Origin of the sequence: Streptococcus mitis (assembly GCF_002860865.1) — a bacterium.
Lineage (GTDB): Bacteria > Bacillota > Bacilli > Lactobacillales > Streptococcaceae > Streptococcus > Streptococcus mitis_AT.
In genome coordinates, this window is the sequence record NZ_PKIE01000001.1 from 729,101 (window position 1) to 749,182 (window position 20,082).

At 40.8% G+C, this 20,082-nt stretch carries 26 protein-coding genes; 18 read left to right on the forward strand and 8 right to left on the reverse strand.

Annotated elements, in window-relative coordinates; genetic code table 11:
- Positions 1 to 82: 82 nt before the first annotated feature.
- The 5 genes from CYK18_RS03575 to CYK18_RS03595 are packed head-to-tail and all read right to left on the reverse strand — an operon-like array spanning position 83 to position 3,704.
- Positions 83 to 391 (reverse strand): DUF5960 family protein, encoded by a 309-nt coding sequence (locus tag CYK18_RS03575; protein WP_101785106.1) that lies wholly within the window; start codon positions 389 to 391, stop codon positions 83 to 85.
- On the reverse strand, positions 384 to 746 hold the full coding sequence (locus tag CYK18_RS03580; RefSeq protein WP_101785109.1) for a hypothetical protein: 363 nt from the start codon (positions 744 to 746) through the stop codon (positions 384 to 386). Before CYK18_RS03580 ends, CYK18_RS03575 begins: the two co-directional genes overlap by 8 nt.
- Complete coding sequence (locus tag CYK18_RS03585; RefSeq protein ID WP_101785111.1) at positions 743 to 2,158, reverse strand: Y-family DNA polymerase; 1,416 nt, start codon at positions 2,156 to 2,158, stop codon at positions 743 to 745. Before CYK18_RS03585 ends, CYK18_RS03580 begins: the two co-directional genes overlap by 4 nt.
- 2 nt (positions 2,159 to 2,160) lie before the next feature.
- Positions 2,161 to 2,838, reverse strand: a complete 678-nt coding sequence (locus tag CYK18_RS03590) for an XRE family transcriptional regulator (protein WP_101785113.1) — start codon at positions 2,836 to 2,838, stop codon at positions 2,161 to 2,163.
- A gap of 2 nt (positions 2,839 to 2,840) precedes the next feature.
- Positions 2,841 to 3,704: an ImmA/IrrE family metallo-endopeptidase gene (locus CYK18_RS03595; protein WP_101785115.1), complete on the reverse strand. Its 864-nt coding sequence runs from the start codon at positions 3,702 to 3,704 to the stop codon at positions 2,841 to 2,843.
- Positions 3,705 to 3,895: 191 nt separating this feature from the next.
- Between CYK18_RS03595 and CYK18_RS03600 the strand changes: the two genes are divergently transcribed.
- Positions 3,896 to 4,243: a lipoprotein gene (locus CYK18_RS03600; RefSeq protein WP_101785117.1), complete on the forward strand. Its 348-nt coding sequence runs from the start codon at positions 3,896 to 3,898 to the stop codon at positions 4,241 to 4,243.
- A 34-nt stretch (positions 4,244 to 4,277) separates the two neighbouring features.
- Here the strand turns inward: CYK18_RS03600 and CYK18_RS03605 are convergent, their stop codons facing one another.
- From CYK18_RS03605 to CYK18_RS03615, 3 genes are read right to left on the reverse strand one after another with little or no spacing between them, the layout of a single operon-like run.
- Positions 4,278 to 4,787, reverse strand: coding sequence for a Shedu immune nuclease family protein (locus tag CYK18_RS03605; protein ID WP_180948001.1), 510 nt, complete (start codon positions 4,785 to 4,787; stop codon positions 4,278 to 4,280).
- Positions 4,784 to 5,509, reverse strand: coding sequence for a hypothetical protein (locus CYK18_RS03610; RefSeq protein WP_142374379.1), 726 nt, complete (start codon positions 5,507 to 5,509; stop codon positions 4,784 to 4,786). Before CYK18_RS03610 ends, CYK18_RS03605 begins: the two co-directional genes overlap by 4 nt.
- 7 nt (positions 5,510 to 5,516) lie before the next feature.
- A complete protein-coding gene (locus CYK18_RS03615) occupies positions 5,517 to 5,864 on the reverse strand; it encodes a helix-turn-helix domain-containing protein (protein ID WP_101785123.1) in 348 nt (115 codons plus the stop codon).
- A 614-nt stretch (positions 5,865 to 6,478) separates the two neighbouring features.
- Between CYK18_RS03615 and CYK18_RS03620 the strand changes: the two genes are divergently transcribed.
- From CYK18_RS03620 to CYK18_RS03700, 17 genes are all read left to right on the forward strand, one after another.
- Positions 6,479 to 6,727, forward strand: coding sequence for a hypothetical protein (locus CYK18_RS03620; protein WP_101785125.1), 249 nt, complete (start codon positions 6,479 to 6,481; stop codon positions 6,725 to 6,727).
- A 37-nt stretch (positions 6,728 to 6,764) separates the two neighbouring features.
- On the forward strand, positions 6,765 to 7,061 hold the full coding sequence (locus CYK18_RS03625) for a hypothetical protein (protein ID WP_058669699.1): 297 nt from the start codon (positions 6,765 to 6,767) through the stop codon (positions 7,059 to 7,061).
- An 18-nt stretch (positions 7,062 to 7,079) separates the two neighbouring features.
- On the forward strand, positions 7,080 to 7,535 hold the full coding sequence (locus CYK18_RS03630) for a conjugal transfer protein (protein ID WP_101750359.1): 456 nt from the start codon (positions 7,080 to 7,082) through the stop codon (positions 7,533 to 7,535).
- A 15-nt stretch (positions 7,536 to 7,550) separates the two neighbouring features.
- Positions 7,551 to 9,242, forward strand: coding sequence for an FtsK/SpoIIIE domain-containing protein (locus tag CYK18_RS03635; RefSeq protein WP_101785127.1), 1,692 nt, complete (start codon positions 7,551 to 7,553; stop codon positions 9,240 to 9,242).
- Positions 9,243 to 9,450: 208 nt separating this feature from the next.
- A complete protein-coding gene (locus tag CYK18_RS03640; RefSeq protein ID WP_101785129.1) occupies positions 9,451 to 10,704 on the forward strand; it encodes a replication initiation factor domain-containing protein in 1,254 nt (417 codons plus the stop codon).
- Positions 10,705 to 10,760: 56 nt separating this feature from the next.
- Positions 10,761 to 11,042: a type II toxin-antitoxin system PemI/MazE family antitoxin gene (gene mazE / locus CYK18_RS03645; protein WP_017649870.1), complete on the forward strand. Its 282-nt coding sequence runs from the start codon at positions 10,761 to 10,763 to the stop codon at positions 11,040 to 11,042.
- The gene (locus tag CYK18_RS03650; RefSeq protein ID WP_070484480.1) at positions 11,035 to 11,370 is read left to right on the forward strand and encodes a type II toxin-antitoxin system RelE/ParE family toxin; all 336 of its coding nucleotides are present in this window, start codon (positions 11,035 to 11,037) and stop codon (positions 11,368 to 11,370) included. Before mazE ends, CYK18_RS03650 begins: the two co-directional genes overlap by 8 nt.
- A gap of 63 nt (positions 11,371 to 11,433) precedes the next feature.
- Positions 11,434 to 11,664 (forward strand): hypothetical protein, encoded by a 231-nt coding sequence (locus tag CYK18_RS03655; RefSeq protein ID WP_017649868.1) that lies wholly within the window; start codon positions 11,434 to 11,436, stop codon positions 11,662 to 11,664.
- 20 nt (positions 11,665 to 11,684) lie between these two features.
- Positions 11,685 to 12,236 (forward strand): conjugal transfer protein, encoded by a 552-nt coding sequence (locus CYK18_RS03660; protein WP_101785131.1) that lies wholly within the window; start codon positions 11,685 to 11,687, stop codon positions 12,234 to 12,236.
- A 12-nt stretch (positions 12,237 to 12,248) separates the two neighbouring features.
- Positions 12,249 to 13,229: a conjugal transfer protein gene (locus CYK18_RS03665; protein WP_101785133.1), complete on the forward strand. Its 981-nt coding sequence runs from the start codon at positions 12,249 to 12,251 to the stop codon at positions 13,227 to 13,229.
- Between the two features lie 5 nt (positions 13,230 to 13,234).
- Complete coding sequence (locus tag CYK18_RS03670) at positions 13,235 to 13,459, forward strand: hypothetical protein (RefSeq protein ID WP_065736541.1); 225 nt, start codon at positions 13,235 to 13,237, stop codon at positions 13,457 to 13,459.
- A 1-nt stretch (position 13,460) separates the two neighbouring features.
- Positions 13,461 to 13,883, forward strand: coding sequence for a conjugal transfer protein (locus tag CYK18_RS03675; RefSeq protein WP_101785135.1), 423 nt, complete (start codon positions 13,461 to 13,463; stop codon positions 13,881 to 13,883).
- Positions 13,884 to 13,895: 12 nt separating this feature from the next.
- Positions 13,896 to 16,400 carry an ATP-binding protein gene (locus CYK18_RS03680; RefSeq protein WP_101785137.1) on the forward strand — a complete coding sequence of 835 codons (2,505 nt, stop codon included), beginning with the start codon at positions 13,896 to 13,898 and terminating at the stop codon, positions 16,398 to 16,400.
- Between the two features lie 14 nt (positions 16,401 to 16,414).
- Positions 16,415 to 18,325, forward strand: coding sequence for a conjugal transfer protein (locus tag CYK18_RS03685; protein ID WP_101785139.1), 1,911 nt, complete (start codon positions 16,415 to 16,417; stop codon positions 18,323 to 18,325).
- Complete coding sequence (locus tag CYK18_RS03690) at positions 18,312 to 18,539, forward strand: hypothetical protein (RefSeq protein WP_101785141.1); 228 nt, start codon at positions 18,312 to 18,314, stop codon at positions 18,537 to 18,539. Before CYK18_RS03685 ends, CYK18_RS03690 begins: the two co-directional genes overlap by 14 nt.
- 18 nt (positions 18,540 to 18,557) lie before the next feature.
- Complete coding sequence (locus CYK18_RS03695) at positions 18,558 to 19,670, forward strand: phage tail tip lysozyme (RefSeq protein ID WP_101785143.1); 1,113 nt, start codon at positions 18,558 to 18,560, stop codon at positions 19,668 to 19,670.
- 176 nt (positions 19,671 to 19,846) lie between these two features.
- Positions 19,847 to 20,044, forward strand: coding sequence for an excisionase (locus CYK18_RS03700; RefSeq protein WP_006738512.1), 198 nt, complete (start codon positions 19,847 to 19,849; stop codon positions 20,042 to 20,044).
- Positions 20,045 to 20,082: the final 38 nt, after the last annotated feature.

Consider the following 20,082-nt stretch of genomic DNA (forward strand, 5'->3'; position numbering starts at 1 on the left):
TTTATCCTCATAAAGAGAGACTTTTAGGATTCCATTGTTATGAATATAACAAAGGAGGCTAGCCTCGCTTCTTATTAAAAATTTATACCTTTATTTTACCATATTTATTGTCAAACTCTTTCAAATACTTAAACTTCCTCACCCCTACTTCTTTCTTACTAAATTCAATAGTAAAATAGAAATAATGGTCTAGTTCGTCTTTACTGTGGCGTTTGCTGAGCTTGAAATAATTCTTCTGTCCCATCGCCATTGCTCTGAGGATATCATCCGTGAGAGTTGTTAGTGGTTCTCCTAGTGCTGAATAGCGATAAAAATCCTCTTCAAACTTGAGGTAAGAGTCAGAGAAATAATCTATTTTCAGCTTGCCTTCATAAATTTCTTTTCTACTCAAAATCTGTTTCCTCCGTCATATTGATGGATAAAATATACTTCACTTGAAGCAGCTGATACTTGTCAGCTGTTTTTATTGTGATTTCTTGTGAGCTAATCTCAGTTACTCTTCCAAAGTAGGTGTTCCTCACATTTTTCCCTTTCATGACAAACATGCCCTGGAGTTGTGAGGCATAGAGTTGACCAATTAGAACTAACTTCTCCATATCGGTCAAATCAGATGTCATCTCAATCCTGTGTCTATCATCATCTAGCGACGTGGTGTGCTCTGATAAGAAAAATCCCATCCACTTCATCATGCCTCTATCCTGATAATCTTTAGCTGCTTGAAAAGGGAGATAACTTCTATCAATCATCTTAGTCCATCTAATCCACCAGCTGAGTGACCACCTATCAATTTGCTTCGCTCAATGCTTCGTGAGGCTTCTAATAACGAATTAGCCTTCTGAATATAAGTAAAGCCAAATTTATCTCGGATGGAATCAATCGCTGTTTGGAGGCTTTCTTCTTTCTCGATTTGTTCAATATCATCAAAAAGTGAAATGAGTTGTAAGGACTCATCCACAAAGTTTGAGTAAGTGACGGCAACACTTCTGACAGCACCTAGTTCATACTTCTTCCTGAAAAGAATGAGGACATGGTCAGTCAACACTCGCGTATTATTTGTCGGATCTACCTTCGTTTGGGCTTGTATGTGTCGCTTACCTTCAAACCCTGAAAATCCGATATAAATAGACACCGTACAGCACTTCTTATGAGCTCGCCTCAGCCGAATAGCAACCTGCTCTGCCATTTCTCGAAGAACTAACTCAATATCAGCTCGTCTATAATAATCCCTTGGTAAGACCTGAGAATTTCCTAAACCGTGTGATTTTGGTTTGTATGGCTTATGAACGTCACTTTCATCAATACCATTAGCGTGATAAAAGAGCTCCACTCCTACCACTCCAAATTCCTTCTTGAGTAAGTCTGCATTAAAGTTAGCCAGGTCTTTGATGGAATGAATGCCTAACTTATTCAATCGTTTTTCAGTTCGTTCTCCGATTCCCCAGAAGTCAGTTAGATTGGGAATATTCCGGACTTTGTCCTCGACATTTTCATAAGACCAATTAGCCCTCATAGTTGGTGTCTTCTTAGCCTCATTATCCAGCGCTAGCTTTGCCAATAGAGGATTGCTGTTAGACATCCCAACCGTTGAGTAAACGCCTGTCTTTCGGTAAATATCACGCTGAATACGAGCAGCTATCATATCCAACTTATCTTTGCGACTGATCTTCTCATCAGGAACAAAGTATTTCAAAGATGATGTGAGGTCAATAAATCCCTCATCTATGGAATAAGGGAGAATGTCATCTGGACTAGCGTAGTTTTGGAAAATGTGTTGGATTTCCATGTTCTTCTCGATATATAAATCCATGCGAGGCGGAACGATGTAGGTAATCCTAGCCCACTCTTCGATAAATCGTACATAGTCAAGGGTAATAGGCAGACCTTGTCTGCGTGCAACATAATAGTTGAATTTCCTAGTCTTAATATCAAAAGGTAAATCGTAGGAACGGCTAACGTTATTCTTTCCGAACACCTTCTTAAACATGGGCGAGGAAGCCAATATTAAACCGTTAGCATTTTCCGCTCTACTCATAACACAAAGAGACGTTTTCAAGGGATGGAGTCCACGCTCCACACACTCAACGCTGGCATAGAAGGATTTCATATCCACAAAAGCTATGTCGCTCTTTGGTTCTCGTGAATAATCAAAATAGCCCATACTTAGTCCTCCAATGGCATGAAGTGACCAACAATCTTCCCAACTACTCGTGGGTTCTCATCGAATGGCGCAAACTTATCAGGATAATCCTTATTGATTGACACCAAACGGAGCCCTTCTTTTTCACGATAGACTTTCTTGATGTAAGTCTGCGAATCCCAGACGACAGCATAAACCGCTCCGTCATAATCGAAACCAGTCTCTCTGATAAGAGCCACTTCTCCATTTTGATAAGTTGGTTCCATCGAGTTCCCGTCAACCCAAGAGGCAAAATCATGCGGCAATTCTTCATTGTAATAAACAACGTCATAGTCCAGATCTCCATAAACAGAAGCACCAATACCCGCTGAAAGTTTCTCATAAACATGGTACTCTGAACGTTTCTCAGCAATACTGATAACCTTTTGCGACGCTACCAGGTCACGAACATAGGTAATAGCTTTCTCCTGGTTTGGCTCTGTCAGTTGCTTATAGAGAGATGAAATTTCATCCTCAGTCAGATAACCTTCTGAAACCTTTAAGACTTTCTCCAACTTGGCAATATTTTCTTTAGTTGGTTTTGACAAACCTTTTTCCCATTTGAAGTAAGCCTGCTTTGAAACTCCGATGAGTTCCGCTAATTCTTGTTGCTCTAAACCTAGTTCTTCTCGCTTTTGTTTTAATTTATCAGGTTGATACATAACTACCTCTTTTCTAATAGCAGTATTGTTTTAGCTCTTAATTTAGCTTGCTTTGCTGTCAGCTTATCTGTACGCCAGGCGTAGCCCACCGACTGCCCAAAATCATACTCTAACCAAGTACCAATATCGTCTTCTTGCTCCAACTCCTTGCGAAAGCTATTTTCTAGCAACTCAGGAAACTCTGTACTTGCCACAAAATAACACTCTCTCAATCGATTTAGAACTTTAGCAAGAACATTACCTTCTACCACTCGATACTCATCTTCAATCTCTGCGTGAGCTTCCTCAAAGAGATTTAGAACAGCTTTGCTCAGACCTATTTGATATTGGCAAATAGCTGAGCTAACCTTTTGATTATCCCGTTTCAAACGATAACGAAACAAATCTTGTAATCTGAATTTCAGTGCATCTGCTGATACTGATAGTTCTGTCATGACCTGCTTGAAACTATCCAGGCGATAGTAAATCTTTGACAGCAAGACGATGTCTGGCATAAGAATATATGCTGAGAAAAAATTAGCTTCACTCTCATCAAGTGTATCTTTGTTATTACTCATTTCAGTAAACTGATTACCAGAATGTCCCAAGATATAGTGACCTAGTTCATGACACTTGGTGAAGTTCTGCTTTACTTGTGGGTTCTGGCTTTCATAGGAAATTGAAATACCGTCTTCATCAATCATGGTAAGACCTTCAATCTTCCGATTGGTAAAGTGATGCTCCATCACCTTGATATTGAACTTCTGAATGCAATCATCAAAATAGTAATGAAAGTGATAGTTCAGAGGCGAAACCTGATTATCCTTCATGAATTGATATATCTGGTCTCTTGCAATTTGGGTTACTCTTGTATAAACGTCTCTCACAGTACACCTCCTTACAAATTTATAAGTCAACTATTCGGTTGACTAGAATTATATAAAAAAAGTGTACGATTGTCCACTAAAAATTAGTTTACTAACTAACAACCGTTTCTCGAAACTAAATTGAAACCCTATCATTAACACGTTTGTAACACGATTCCTGTAAAATAAATTTCATCTAGGAGGAAACATTTATGAAAAAATTACTTAGCCTTATTGCCCTTTCTTTTACTACTCTCATCCTGGTTGCTTGCTCAAGTAAACCAAATATGGACGGGGAATATTACGAAATTGGAGATTATGGGACTGACCTGGTCATCACCATCAAAGGTGATAAGGGAACAGTTGATGCCGAAGGTTCAACCAGCAGCATGACGATTGATACTGATACCCAAACCTTTGAGATTTCAGGATTCGTCAATCCAACGGTCAAATATGAGTACAAGGATGATGTTATCACTGCAAATATTACTGGATCAGAACGTCAATACTTCAAAAAAGGTAGTGAAGCTTATAAGGAAGAAATCAAGAGATTTAATTAATAAAAAGTGGACAGTTGTCCACTTTTTTATGATACTAGTTATCAACTACCTTATCTAAACCATCCTTCGTAAATCGTTCTATTATATTTTTTAATATATCGAGGAGTTCATCATAACTTATAATACTAATTATGTTTGAAAATTGATTTTTAAGTATCCTATAGCTCTCTTTCTGTCTCTCGTTAAAGGTATTCGTTCTACCCATTATTATCATTCCTTTAACATTATTAATTTGAACTTCTTCATCAAAACCAGCCTTTCTCAGCCTCTCTTCGATTTTTCTAATATTTTGACTAGGATTCCCAGTGAGTTGACGTATATAGTATTCTACTTGCATTGCTGTACCTGTTAATTCAAGTGAAGGAACGTAATTGTCTCTATATTTCGCCTTTCTCAAAATAGACTTCTCAGGTCTTTTTATTTCAATGATATCTACATTATTTAGAAAATCAACTAGGATGAAATCTACCCGTTTATTGTTTCCCATAGTTACTTCATCAATCGCAAATTGGTAGTGAGGATAAATTAATAAAATAATATTCAATATTTCCTCTTGCCATTTTTTTCATGTACTCCCTCGTTTTCTAGTAGTACTTCTAATTTTTGAAAAGCCAAATTGAATTTTTGAATTTCATTTTCTGTTATTTGGCTATCAATGTTATCCGAAAACAAAGGTTGATTAATTGACTTATTTTTTACTTTTTCCCGTCTTTCTATATGTCTTTCATAAATTCCTTCATAATTTTTATTTAGTTCAAAATGTTCTTCAATTTTTTCAGATAATACTTTATTCGTATAATGGTCTAAAGTTGTCTTAGTCGGAAATGATTTTATTAATTCATTGTATTCCTCAAATGTGATATGATTTTTTGAATCATCATCATAAACCTCTGGTACAATAATAAAATCTTCGTTTATTAAGTCGTCAATTTTTTTAAAATTTGACATTCTATTTGTAACAAAATGTTTTAACTTTAATTTATCAATAAAAGAACTATGTATTCTAACTTCATGTTTTAAATTAAATACTTCTGCGTTAAGAATAAGATATTCATCTTTTAAATCCCCAATTTCAATTGCCCATTCATCTTGATTGTTAAAAGAACCTTGTTCTAAATTTCCATATTCATCAATAAAAAAATACAATCCTGGACGTAAATGAAATGTCCCACGAGATGTGAATTCGCTATCTAACGAATACACAGGACGCCAACTATTTTCAAATGATATATAAATCTTATTGTCTTTTTCAAAAATTCTATTCATAATTATCTTATTTTTTATCCTCTTCAAAAGCTTTCTTTCGTTCCTTCATAAACTCAATCAATTCTTCGCGGAAAGTTGCTTTTTCTTCATCTGTCAGACCGTCTGATGCCATACGGAATAGAACCTCAACGTTTGATAGTTCATCTTCTTCATCTTCTCCATCTTTTCCTGATAGGTAATCCATTGTAACTCCGAAAAAGTCCGCAAATTTTTGAAGCGTCTCTGAGGTCGGTTTTCTTTTTCCTGCTTCCCAGCGGGCGTATTGAGGTTGAGATACACCCACTTTTTCTGCCACTTCTGTCTGTGTTAATTTTGCTTGTAATCTCAATGATTTCAACCGTTCTGCAAATTCCATTGTCTGTTCCTTCAAAAAAATCTTTATTTTCTACAAAAAACAGTTGACTTTATATCCAGTTGGTTATATAATGTAAATATAACCGATAGGATATAGAAGCTTTTGAAATAAAAACCTTATTCCAAAGGCTTCCTATCACTGTTCATTGATAACTAAATAAAAAGTGCGTCTGACAACCAGAGGACTGACCATCAAACTACACTAAACTTCGTACCTTTATTGTATCTTGTTTGAAAAAGAAAGTCAAGTCCGTTTGTGGTTGAAGTTGAGATAGTAAAACAATTCTAAAGAATTGTGGGCTCACACGCATTTCGGACTTTCGCACTTTTCCGAATAGTAAAGTGAACTGGCTTCGCCAAAGGGCGCAAGAGAATCGTGACAGGCATGATAATGACTACCTGGATGATTGGCTGGGAAAGCGATGGTAATTGACGCAAAGCACCTTGCTAAACGTTGCCACCGTGAAAGGTTTGTCTAGCTCCTAGATAGGTCTTTCTACCAAATAACTCTTTTTCAAACTGACTACTTCTCCTTATTTTACAGGAGTAGTCTATGCTCAAGCTACTGGATATTTCTAGTAGCTTTTGTTTTTACAATAAAGAAAGGAGGCATTTATGACCTCATATTTTGGACAATGCCTAGAGCGTCACTATCAAAATTATCTTTTTACGCACAAAATGTACGCTCACAGCCTAGACTTACAGGCGAGTCTCTTTAGTGCTGCCAAAGAAGAAATTGACTCACTCGTCAAGAAATTCAAGGCAACTGGTTATCCGCTTGCTGAATTGACTTATTATAGTCAAATTTACAAAAACAAAATCAATCGCTTTTACTTTGCTCAAGTCAGCCCTGTGATGTGCTGATTTTTTTATTACCCAAAAATAGAAATGGAGAACACTTATGATTCCTGAAACACTTGCTATGAAACCAGAATTTATTGGAACTGCTTATTATGAAAAACTTGGTCATGCCCCACGTACCGTCTTTGGTAAAGAAGGCAAATACCAACGTCACGTCCTGAACAATCAAGAACATGGTTCTTTCCATGTCATCACTCCTGCAACCAATACTGTCTTTGATGAAGACACGCTCGTCAAAGTCGTCAACCCTATCTTCTTCCCAGACCGTGCGGTCAATGGCTCAAACGTTGCTCCTGCTCTCAATGTCTTTGCGGAAAAACTCGAAATCGTTAAATAAGAAAGGAACTCAAAAATTATGGCTAAAACTGGATTGAACTTCGGAGAAAAACTCCAAATTGTTGATAAAAGCTACCGTGTAATCACCGATGCTCTAAAACTCGATGAGGTCTTTGGTAAACTGACCTTCCGCTCTATTGAAGGGGCTGAACTCATCTATGAAGCAGACCGTAACCAGCGTAATGAAGATGGCTCCTACGTCCAAGTTCCGACTGGAGAAATTCGTGGTATCACCGTTGGGATTCACTCAGCTAACCAACACGAAACACTCTTCTTCACTATCGTAGATATGTCTGAACAACAGCTCAATGACCTTGGACTCAATTACCGTGAAGAAGTGGAACTCACTGATATTGTCGTGACCTACTCTGCTATCGGTCGAAATGACAACTACCGTCTCTATGCTTCTGCCATCAAGAAAAAAGGGGCTCAAGCAGCTCCAAAATCTGAACCAAAAGCAGAAGATAAAAAATGATGCTAGGAGGTAATCATGCACCTCTTTACCTATCGGGGACTTCGTGTCCATAAATTCTACCGTCATATCAGGGTGATAACAAGTCTCCTCATGTTATCGCCCTTTTTGATTGGTAACGTCTTTTATTACTACCCCATCTATGACCTGATTATAGCTGACCCTTTATTTTATCTGCCTAAAATCCTACTCACTACTCTGCCACCTATCGTGATAATTCCGATTGTCAATCTCATTTTTTACCAGAAAGTCCTCTTCTTTCAGCGCCTTAACTCGCTGAGAATAATGACCAACTTTCTCCTCGAAAATCGGTACTATCTATCAAAGACAGTCAAACGTGATGGCAAAACACTTGAAAAGATTTCTCTTCCCAAAGTTTATATCAAACGTGGTCGGTATCAGCTACTTGCTTCCTTTATCCTAGAAGGGAATAAATTCCAAGACCGATTTATCAATCTTGGGGCTACGCTAGAAGTCATGTATAATGGCGACTTTAGAAACAAGACCTTTGATGAGCGCTTTGTTCAGTATGAAATTGCCATCAATCGTATTGCTTCCCGTATTAACGTTTCAGAAGTTACCATGACTGACCAGGGCATCCGCCTCATGAAAGATGTCTTTTGGGATTATGTCGCTGAACCACACTTGCTGATTGGTGGGGGAACTGGTGGCGGTAAAACGGTTGTCCTTATGACTATTGTTTTGGCTTTGGCAAAGATTGGTTTTATAGACCTGTGCGATCCGAAGAACGCAGACTTATCAGGTCTTAAAAACATTCCTGTCTTTAAGGGACGTGTCTTCATTTCCAAAGACGATATTATCACTTGCCTCAAAGACAATGTCACTGAAATGGAAAAACGCTACGAGACCATGCAAAATCACCCTGACTACAAGATTGGAAAAAACTTTGCCCAGTATGGACTAAAACCAAAATTCATCGTCATTGATGAGTGGGCAGCTTTCATCACTAAGATTGAAAATGATTATCGCCTGCAGGCAGAAGCTACGGAATACCTGACCCAGATAGTCCTAGAAGGACGTCAAGCTGGTGTTTTCGTTATTCAAGCCATGCAACGTCCTGACGGAGAATATATCAAAACCGCTCTTCGGGACAACTTCATGAAACGGCTCTCTGTCGGACACTTGGAAGACACGGGTTATAACATGATGTTTGGCGATGCTAACCGCAATAAAGAGTTCAAAAAGCTGGATAAAATCAACGGTAAAAAGGTTCACGGACGTGGCTATATTGCTAATAATGGTGAGCTGGCTGGTGAGTTCTTCTCTCCTTACGTCCCCTTTAACAAAGGCTTTTCTTTTGAGGAAGAATTTATGAAATTGCCTGTCCTAGAAGATGAGCAGCTTGTCACACACAAGGACAACTTGGAAGATGTGGAACCTATTGAAGAAGACTACGAACCAATGGAAGATGATGTCATGGAAGTCTTGGAAGAAAGACGCTTGCTGACAGATTTTGCCAAGGAACATGACCTGACAGTCAAGACACTCCGCAAAATCATCTATCTCCTGGATGAACGAGGCATTCCTTTTGACAAAGAGGATAACTCTCTTGTCGTGACACCTTTTCAAGAACTGCTACTTCTTGAAACCTTGGAACTCTTTGAGGAAGAAGGACGGAAGTCTTATCCAAAGGCGGTTGAAAGCTGTCTCGCAAATCATGGGCTAGGACAAGAGCAAGGGCAAGCCTGACAGCGTCAGGCGCAGACCGTAGCTCGCAGTTCCTACTGCCCATGATTGTGATTCAACCCCCGATTTCTAATAGGGGGGTAACATTTGTCAAAATGACAACGTCCGCCCCCCAACACACCAATAGTACCAAGGTTTTCAAAGATTTACTTAGTGTGTTACTTTTGCTAAAAAACTGTGTCACTCACTAGAAAGGAGTCTTACTCTATGAATGGATAAACTAAGCCCACTCAATCTCAAGAAGTTCCGAAAACAAACAGGCATGACGCAGAAACAATTTGCGGAGTCTGTTGGAATTTCAACTCGTACCTACCGAAGCTATGAAGATGGCTCACGAGGTTTGAGCCTAGAAAAATTCGGTCAGTTCAAAGCAGAGCTTGGCTATCATCAAGAGAATAACGATGACCTGATTGATGTTCATATCGACTACCTCCGCATGACCTTCATGTCTATCCGTGACCTATCTCACTTCTGTCAGACCTATCTTCACTGTTCCTTCACTGAGTTCAAAGAATTTGAAACCAGACTTCTGAATTACACAAGGCTTTGGAAGCGTGGCAACATTTGGTTATTTGATTTTTTTGACAAAATCGAAACAGGAAATTTCCAAGTGACCTTGCAACTCTCTGGTCAAGGTTGCCGTGAAATGGAACTGATTCTGGAAAGTATTGACCTAAGCTGGCAAGAATTTCTCCAAGCTCTGCTCTTTGACCTGACGGATAGTCGGGTAACACGGCTAGACATTGCCATGGATGAACACTATCTCGGTCTCGATAGAGAAGATGAACAATTTCTTCTCTCAGATATGATTGCCAAAGTCTATAAAGATGAGGTTAGCTTTAAGAACATCCGAACGTGGAGTCACATTGGCGGTGGTAACCTCAGAAACATGGATGAGGTAGAAGGCAGCCAAGGTATCTCCCTTTATTTTGGAAGTCGCCAAAGTAACCTCTACTTCAACTTCTATGAAAAGCGGTATGAGCTAGCCAAAAGTGAACAAATCTCCGTGGAAGAATCCCTGGAGATTTTTGGTATCTGGAACCGTTACGAATTGCGCTTCGCTCAAGAAAAAGCCCAGCTTGCCATTGAAGAATACATCAGCGGTGTTGACCTAGCAGAAATCGCCCGTGGCGTCATCAATCATGAAATGCAGGTTTACGATGGCACCAATAAATTTGGCGCCTTTGTTCCTGACCAGAAATGGCAACGCATGTTTGGTGGTACAGAACCTTTGAAACTCAGGATGAAACCTGAACCCTATTCTATCGATAGGACGATAAAATGGCTCATGTACCAAGTCGCCAATTCGCTCAAACTGGTGGAAGAAGCTGACAAAATCATGGAGACTGACTTTATCAAAATGATTCAGGAAAATGGTGAAATCACCGATAGAGCTGAAAGCATTCTTCAAGATTTGCAAGCATCTTATAACTTAAAGAAAAAGGAAGGTGAGACAATCAATTGACAAAAACAAAAGAAAGGTATACACTCAGTGTATATCAAACACATAGGAGAAAAAACATGACAGTAGTTAAAACACGACAAATCGGTAATTCTCTAAGTATCACTATTCCAAAAGAATTTGAAATTCCACAAGGTCAGGAATACAATGTTTATAAGGGCAGCGATGGGACACTCATCTTTAGCCCAAGCAAAGAAAATCTCTTGGAAGAAGCTACTGACGAGCTTATCCGCGAAAAAATGATTGATGAACTTGGTGCTATCATTGATAGAAACATGGCAGAAATCGAAGCGGGTAACTACGTCACCATTGAAGAAATGGAGGCAGAGCTACTTGGATAGATACACTGTCAATACACCTCAAACGATTTTTGACCAAATCAAAAGCATCAAAAACTACATTCAAGATGTTTTGTTGAGTCCTGATGCTGCTTTGAAAACTAGCCAGCTTCTCCTCGAAGGCATTAAAAGCCTTCAAACATTTCCTGAACGTGGCTTTGATGCGGATGAAAAGGTTGGAAGACAAATTTCTAAACAATACAAAACATTTGGCATCGTAATTGCTAACCGCAAATACCTGCTTTTCTATAACATCAATACGGAAGATAAAATTGTGAACGTCACTCACCTTCTTCCTGTGAAAAGTGATTACGCTAAATTGTTTTTGTGAAGCACTCCAAGGTAACTGAATTCAGTTGCCTTTTTTTGATACCTAAACTTAAAGGAGGTCATTATGGAATACAAAGTTGAACTATCTAGCATCGACAATTTCAAAGCTTGGTCAGGTGCTAGAGAAACCCTAGACACCGTCCGTGAACGTGGCGGAATTGACCAACTCACTAGCCTCTGTGAAGATGTCTTCTCAGGAAGCACACCAACAGAAGGACAAATCAATGACTGGCTCTGGTTTGATGATGACTACATTTATCAAGCTCTCGGCTATCATGACTTAATCGAAGAATGATAAGGAGGGATCTCTGAGTCATGCTTGTCAAAATAATCTACGAAGGCATCACTTGCTTTCCTGATACCAATGAGTTCTGGAATCTCTACATCGTACTCATGAAGGAAAAAGACTTCTTCTTTGATGCCTTTGCTCGTGAGAACGTTGACCTCGACTCTCCTGCTAAATACCAACACGCTTACTTTACAACTGATGGTCAAGTCCTAGACTTTAACCGAAACATGGACACCAAACTGGTCAATCTCTTTCGACAAGTCATCTTAGACCAACAAGAACAATTCATGGAGGAAATTATCATGGCAAAACAATCACTCATTGAAAAGAAAATCAAAGCTGCTTCCCTTGAACTGGGCGAACTCATGAAAGCCCATAAAGACAAGGAAGCCTGGACAAAAGCTGGTGAACTCAATCACCTGCTTAAAAATGAAGAAGCCGAAATGCTACCTGCTGACCTTCTCGAAAAAATCCGCCTGGAACTTCGTGGCTACTACTACGTCAACGGAGAAATCAATAGACTCCACAAACAGCTCTACGCCAAAGGCAATAAGCTGATTGAACTGGCTAGTGCCTGATAAGGAGGGATTATGAACAAACTGAAAACACTCATCCAACAAGTCACCCATTACTTGTCTCGTTTCAAAAAACAAGATAAGAAGCGTGGCTCACCAAAACTCATCAAGACAACACGGAAAAACGTGAATATCCTAGTCCTTACTGGATTAGGATTTTTAGTTTTCATCGGAGCTACTGGTTCCCTGCGTGCCATCACACTTTCAAGCAAGGTCACCTCACTTGAAAAGGAGGTCAAAAAAGCTCAATCCTCTCAAGTGGTGACTACGACAACCGACACCGACTACCGCTTAACCTATTACCTCAACGACTTTGTCGCAGCCTACTTCTCTTTCTCTGATAAGGCTGAGGAACAAGAAGCCCAAATCGAAAAGCTCAATAGTTTCTATGACGTTGAACCTGAGATTAAGTCACAAGGTCAGAAGCGAACACCGATGTCTCTGGTCTCAGCTAGGTTATTGTTGCTGACGGAGAACACGGCGACTTATCAAGTGACCTACAAGCAAAAAGTCGGTGATAGGGAGGAAGAAATTACCACAGGGTTTAATATCCCTTTCGCTTCTAAAAATGGCTCCTACTACGTTTCTGGACTTCCCTGGTATTCTAGCCTAAGCGACAACCAAGCTAAAGGCTTTGACAAAGAATCCGCCCTCAGACTAACCGCTTCTGACAATCTCCCAGAAAAGACACACAAGAAAGTCAAGAAGTTCCTCAACGTCTTCTTTACCAACTACACCACAGACCAAGACAATCTGGACTTGGTCGGTAAAGATTTAGTTGTGCTTGAAAATACGACTTTCAAGTCACTAGACTATGTCTATCTGACAGAAGACGGTGATGCCATTACCGCCTATGTTCAAGTCACCTTTGAAGTTGCTGCTAACACTCGCTCAGAGAATTTCACTCTGACCCTTACGCCTAAAGGGAATTCCTACTACGTCACAAAAGTGGCTCATACCATTCCAAAAGATTATGCAAAACATGAAGGAGAATAACATCTATGAACACAAGCTCACTACAACAATTCCTCCAAGGGGATGGCGCTTGGATTATCACTGCTGTGGCAATCCTTCTTGCCATCAAGGCTTGGAAAAATAGCTCCTGGCTCCAACTCTTTTCCGTCATCGGATTTTGGGGAATCATCATGTCTATGACCAAAGGGCAACAGATTCTCTCTGTCATTGGCTGGTTCCTACGCCTCTTTGGTATTGAAACGGGGCTCTGATATGAACAACGATAAAGAACCACTCTATGACTACGCTAGGGGGCTAAACGCTCCCTACTGGATTCAGGAAATCAAGACACAAAAAGGGGCACGTATCTGGTACTTCGCAACACCGATGCAGCTGTCCTTTTTTGTTGTTTTTATTCTCGTCTTTGTCGTCATGCTCCTGGGACTTTCTTTCATCCTTGTCCCACTAGCTAAAATCACTCACTCCATCTCCATGTTGCTCTATGCTTACGTTCCTTACAAACTCGCTAAATTCTACACAGAGTATGAACCGCACGGAAAGAAAATGCACATCTTTCTGGCTGACTACTTACGTTACCTCTATGAATTCCGCTGGAACAAGAAAGCCATCTACCACGATGAGCGAGTGGAATCTTATGACGATGAAGACATTGTCTTTGAACAAATACACCTTTAGAAAGGAGGCTCTATGGCACTAAAACTACAATACCCCATTAAAGCCACACATGAAAACTTAGCTTTTCGCAAAGACAAACAAGTCATGGCTTACTACCGTATTCCTAATACACCCATCACCATTACTGATGATGAGAAAAAAGGAAAGCACAAAATCACGGTCAGTCAGATGCTTAAAAAACTGGCTAAAAACCAGCACTTTGACATCTCACTCATTCCCAAGGATTACCTCCTGGAAGAAAAGATGCGTGACTTTATGGATGCCCTCTCGCCAAACAATCAAACACTTGGTGAGGATTTGCTGCTCTATACCGTAGATAAGCTAACGGATGAAATGGAAATTCCTTATCGGTTTGACTGGTTGGTGGGTGTTCGTCTTAGAAAACATGACAAGGGAGCTAGTCTTGCTTACCTCGCCTATGAACGACTCTCTGAGATTTCAGAGACCCTAGCAAATGGGCTAGGCTTTGAATTGGAAGAAGAAAAGCCCTGGTTTGAAGATTATCTCGCTGACGAACAAGTCATCTACCAAGTGCTTTCAACACTTCGTTGTCGTCGTCTGACAGATGATGAACTCTTCTACTACCAGCGGATGCAATACCTCCGCTACATTCCCCACCTCAAGAAAGAAGTCATTGCTAACCGTTCCCTTTTCAATGTCACAGACACCTTGATTAAAAGCATGAACGGAGGCTTTCTCAAACTCGAAAGTCCCTACGGCAACTCTTTTGTAACCATTCTTCCCGTTGGGAAATTCAACACCATCTTCAACGGCTTCCATCTAGGAGAATTTGTCCAGCGCCTCAACTTTCCCGTGGAACTGCGCTTCAAGTCTGAGTTCATTGACCGCAATAAAATCAAAGGGAAAATGGGACGCTCTAACACTCGCTACAAGAACATCATGGAAGAAGCTGAGAATACCGATACCGTCCAACAAGACGAGATTATCATGGGCTCATTCTCGCTGAAAGACCTAATGAAGAAAGTAGGGAATAAAGAAGAAATCATTGAATATGGTGCTTACCTCATCGTCTCTGGTTCATCCCTTAGTCAGCTAAGAAGCCGCCGTCAAGTTGTCCTCAACTACTTTGATGACATGGGCGTTGAAATCAGTGAGGCAAGCCATGACACTCCTTATCTCTTTCAAGCTCTGCTCTACGGTCAAGACTTGCAAAAGAAAACACGAACCTGGACACACATGGTCACCAGTCGTGGATTTGCGGAGCTCATGCCCTTCACCAACACATCCGCTGGTAACCGTATTGGTTGGTATATCGGACGAGTCGATAACTGGACAGGTCGCTGGGATAACATCGAAAAAGCCATTAACGCTTCTAAAAACATTGTCCTCTTTAATGCGACTGTCGGTAATAAAGAAGACATTGCAGGAAAAATCACCAAGAACCCACACATCATCATTACAGGTGCCACAGGTCAAGGAAAGTCTTTCTTAGCACAGATTATTTTCTTATCTGTTGCTCTTCAAAACGTAAAGACACTCTACATTGACCCCAAACGAGAACTGCGCCATCACTACCAAGAAATCATCAATAGTCCTGAGTTTGCCCGTCTCTATCCTGAACGCAAGAAACAAATTGAAGCCTTCAACTTTGTCACACTCGATAGCTCACTCACTTCCAACCACGGAGTGCTTGACCCTATTGTTGTTCTGGATAAAGAACAAGCCGTTGAGGTCGCTAAGAATATGCTGGAATTCTTGCTCCAAGCGGTTGACAACGTCACCATGGATCAGAAGACAGCCATTACCGAAACCATCAACGACATTGTCGATAAGAGACAAGCAGGTCAAACCGTTGGCTTTAAGCACGTTCTGGAAGCACTCAAAGACAGTGACAATGACCAAATCGCCTCAGTTGGTCGCTACCTCACTTCTATTGTGACCAATTCCATCTTGGAACTTGCCTTCTCTGATGGAACAACGCAAGGGCTCAATTATGAGTCACAAGTCACTGTACTTGAAGTTGCTAATCTGAAATTACCTAAGACAGACGCAACGAAGATTTCAGACCATGAACGAAACTCTATCGCTCTTATGTTTGCCCTTGGTGCTTTCTGTACCCACTTTGGAGAACGTGATGAAAGCGAAGATACCATTGAGTTCTTTGACGAAGCCTGGATTCTTATGAAGTCTGCCGAAGGTCAAGCCGTTATCAAGAATATGCGCCGTATCGGTCGCTCAAAAAACAACACCTTGGCACTCATCACACAATCTGTCCATGATGCTGAAAATGATGATGACACAACGGGCTTTGGAACCATCTTTGCCTTCTACGAAAAATCAGAACAAGAAGATATTCTCAAACACGTCAATCTGGAACCAACCGAAAGCAACCTGGAATGGATTGACAACATGATTTCAGGGCAATGCCTCTACTATGATGTCTATGGCAATCTGAACATGATTTCCATTCACAATATCTTTGAAGACATCGACATGCTTCTGAAACCAATGAAAGCAACGGTATCATCTAGCCTTGAAAATAAATATGCTAGTTAGAAAGGAGGGCTCACATGCAAGAAGCCTTTGAGAAACTAAAAGGCGTGGACATCTTCGCCTTAAAATCGTATCTGGAAAAGACATCAAAAATTGAGACCTCCATTATCGTGGCAATGAATGAGATTTTCGTCAATCTCTTTTTCTTTCTCCTCAATCTGGTGGTCGGATTCTTCTCCCTCATGATTCGTATCATGGAGAACATTGACCTCTACGACTCTTACAAAACCTATGTCTATAACGCTGCTAAATCCATCTGGCAGGGACTAACAGGTTCAACTTCTGGCGGATTATCAAGTGGTTCCCTAGTTTCCATGCTTCTGACCATCGGAGCCTTTTACCTCTTCTACCAGTATTTCTTTTCTCGTGGAAACTTCATGCGAAAAGTCCTTCATGTGCTTCTCGTCGCCTTGCTAGGCTTTGGGTACTTCGGAACTGTCGCTTCCACTTCTGGCGGTCTCTACATTCTTGATACGGTTGATAATCTTGCGGCCACTGTCACCTCTAAGATTTCCAATATCTCTGTCTCCTATGGCGAGGATAAGTCAATCAAAGTTGGAAAGTCTATGGCTGATAGCTATATCGCACAAACTTCCTACACTGCCTATGTCTTTGTCAACACGGGACAAGAAAATGGAAAGTATGTCAATAGCCAAACAGGTGAAGAGGAGGCCTTCGAGGATTCTAAAGTCTTGGGAAGCGTTGATGACTCTGGAAAATTTGTAGCGGTCAAAAACAAAGATAGGAAAGACTATCTGGATAAACTTGGTGACAAGGCTGATGACGGGAAGGAAAAGAACCGCTGGGTATCAGCTGTTTGGGATTACCTTTTCATCAAGACCTTCTACGTCATCTTCAAAATTATTGAAGCTATTGTCATTGCGGTTCCTATTATCCTGGTACAGCTTCTGAATCTGATTGCCCAGCTCTTAGTCTTAGTCATGATTCTCTTGTTCCCTATTGCACTTCTCATTTCCTTTGTCCCAGCCATGCAAGATATCATCTTTGGGATTTTCAAGGTCATGTTTGGTGGTCTCGTTTTCCCGACGATTACGACACTCATCACACTCATCATCTTCTACATCGAAAAAGTCATTGAGACGCTGATTACTTCTGGCTTTGATGGGGTCATTGAAAGCTTCCCATCTTTAGGAACATTCGCCCTCCTCTTCAAGCTTATTCTATCAGTCGTTGCTAAAGCTGCCGTCTATTATTTCCTTTGGATTTATAAAGGGGAACTCATTGAATTCATCATGGGCTCACGGGCACGCATCAAGATGGAGGACATTGGAAACCAAGTGGAAAATAAAGTTAGTCAGGGTAAAGACCTTATCCAACAGATGCCGTCACGTAGCTTTGAGGCTGCGCAACACCTGGGTAATTTTGCCATGGCTGGTACTGGTTTTGTAGCTGGAAGTGCTATGAACGCTTCTTCTCACATCAAAGAAGTTGGCAACTTCTTTAGACAGTCAAAACCAAGTGAGCCAGCTGAGGAACCAAACATTCCAACAGACCAGCCTACTGAGCAACCTGCTCCAACACCTGACCAACTGCCACCAACATCATCTGAACCAAATCTTCCAAAGCAGGATATTCCAACAGATAATCCTGCCCAAGAGAAAACACCAGCTCCTGAAGCTATCCTTACTCAACCAACAACTCCTCCATCACCTGAAATGGAATTCCAGGAACTCAAGGAACAATGGGTATCTCCACGTAAACGACGGAAAATGGAACGCTTAGAAAGAGAACTTAGCACCTATGATGATGCAGGTGCCATGTATCAAGCCCAAGGCTCAAACGCCTTTACCCGAAGCTTCCGTAAAACTATGACCAGGGACGACAAAATCAAAGCCAATATCGAGCGTAAGAACCGTCTCACTCAAGAACTCAACAGATTGCGAGGTGAACAAAATGGACACTATTAGGATATATACGAGAAGTCAGATTCAACCTGTCCTTGAAAAGTACATTTACCAAGCCTGTGAAAATGACCTAAAGGCTATCAAGGTAACTATCCTTTATCCCGTCAATGACCAAGAAGCCAAACGGATTATCGAACTCTGCCGTGCTATTCCAGCCGTCCTAGATGCCAAATGGCTCTTTGGAACAGTTATCTTCAAAGTCTATCTCAAACACTAAAGGAGATGATAGGGACACATGAAAAAACTATTCAAACTGAGTCTTCTCTCTTCGCTTCTGTTGCCCCTATTACTTGTCATCATTTGTGCAGCTGCGATTGCTGGTGACTCGTCCAACACATCAAGTAATGGTAGCTCAACTGGGAAGCGAACGACACTAACAGCTAAAGAGGTGGCTCAAAAAGCGTCAATCACAGAAGAACGGGCAGAGGATGTCATCAAAATCCTCAATTACCAGCTATCCAAAGAAGGATTTACTCTGGCTGGCTCTACTGGTAGTTTAGCCGTTGCAGAACGTGAGTCAGGCTTTGACCCCAAAGCTATCAACACTGGCGGTGGGGTAGCTGGTTACTTCCAATGGTCAGGTTGGTCTAATACCGTCAATGGTGACCGTTGGGCACAAGCTTCTAGTCGAACACTGGATGCAGATGTTGAACTCCAACTCATGTCAACCGAGTTAAACGGTGCCTACAAGAAAGTCAAAACTGAGATGCAAAAAGCTACTGACCCTGGAGATGCTGCTTTGTATTGGTCAGAACATTATGAAGGTGTTGCACTCTCAGACGGTCAGACCAAGGCTGAGAAGCTCCAAACGGACGCTGACAAGTGGTTTAAGGTGTTTGATGGAACAATCACCTCAGACTCCTCTGTTGCTTTCTCAGGCGATACAGGGCTTGCTACTGGTACTCTAACTTCTACCTTTGACTTGCCACCAGAATACCTTGGAAAACTCAAATACGGGGTTCCTAGTGAGAACACTGTCACGACTCAAGGAAACAATACCTATCCTGCTGGACAATGTACCTGGTATGTTTGTAATAGACTGATTGAGACAGGCATCTGTACCAACTCGGCCATTTATAACTACAATGGTAACGGGCAAGATTGGGTGGCTAGCCTTGTCTCTCGTGGCTGGAAACAAGTATCAGAACCACAAGTTGGCGCTGTCATGTCCGTTCAAGGTGGATATGGAGGCACCTATGCAGAATACGGTCACGTCGCATTTGTGGAAGCCGTCAACCAAGACGGAACCTTCCTCATCTCAGAGTGTAATGTCAGTGGTGTTCAAAACAAACCACACTATGCCGTTCTCAGCAACCAAAGCTATTACAGCTTTGCGGTTGCACAATAAGATTTACGAATTTTTACGATTCTTTATAGTTTTTACGATTATGATTTAAGATTTGTTTAGGGTGACTCAGCTATACTGTATTCATCCTAAATAACTTTTCTTTTTCATAATCTCCTTGGAAGCAAGCTCAGAAATGGGCTTGTTTTCGTTTTATCAAAAATAACGGAGGAAAACACATGAAAAAAGAAATTCCATTCTGGGAAAAATCAAACCTAACTGTTGAGGAAGCTGCCTCATATTTCAGTATCGGAGTCAATAAACTTCGTGAAATCAGCAATGAAGATGATTGTGATTTCGTCCTCTGGTGTGGCAGCAAACGACTAATCAAACGAGCAAAATTTGAGAAATTCCTAGAAAACCAATATTCAATTTAATAATCACTCAGAGGGCATAGGCTAATCAAATAGCTTAT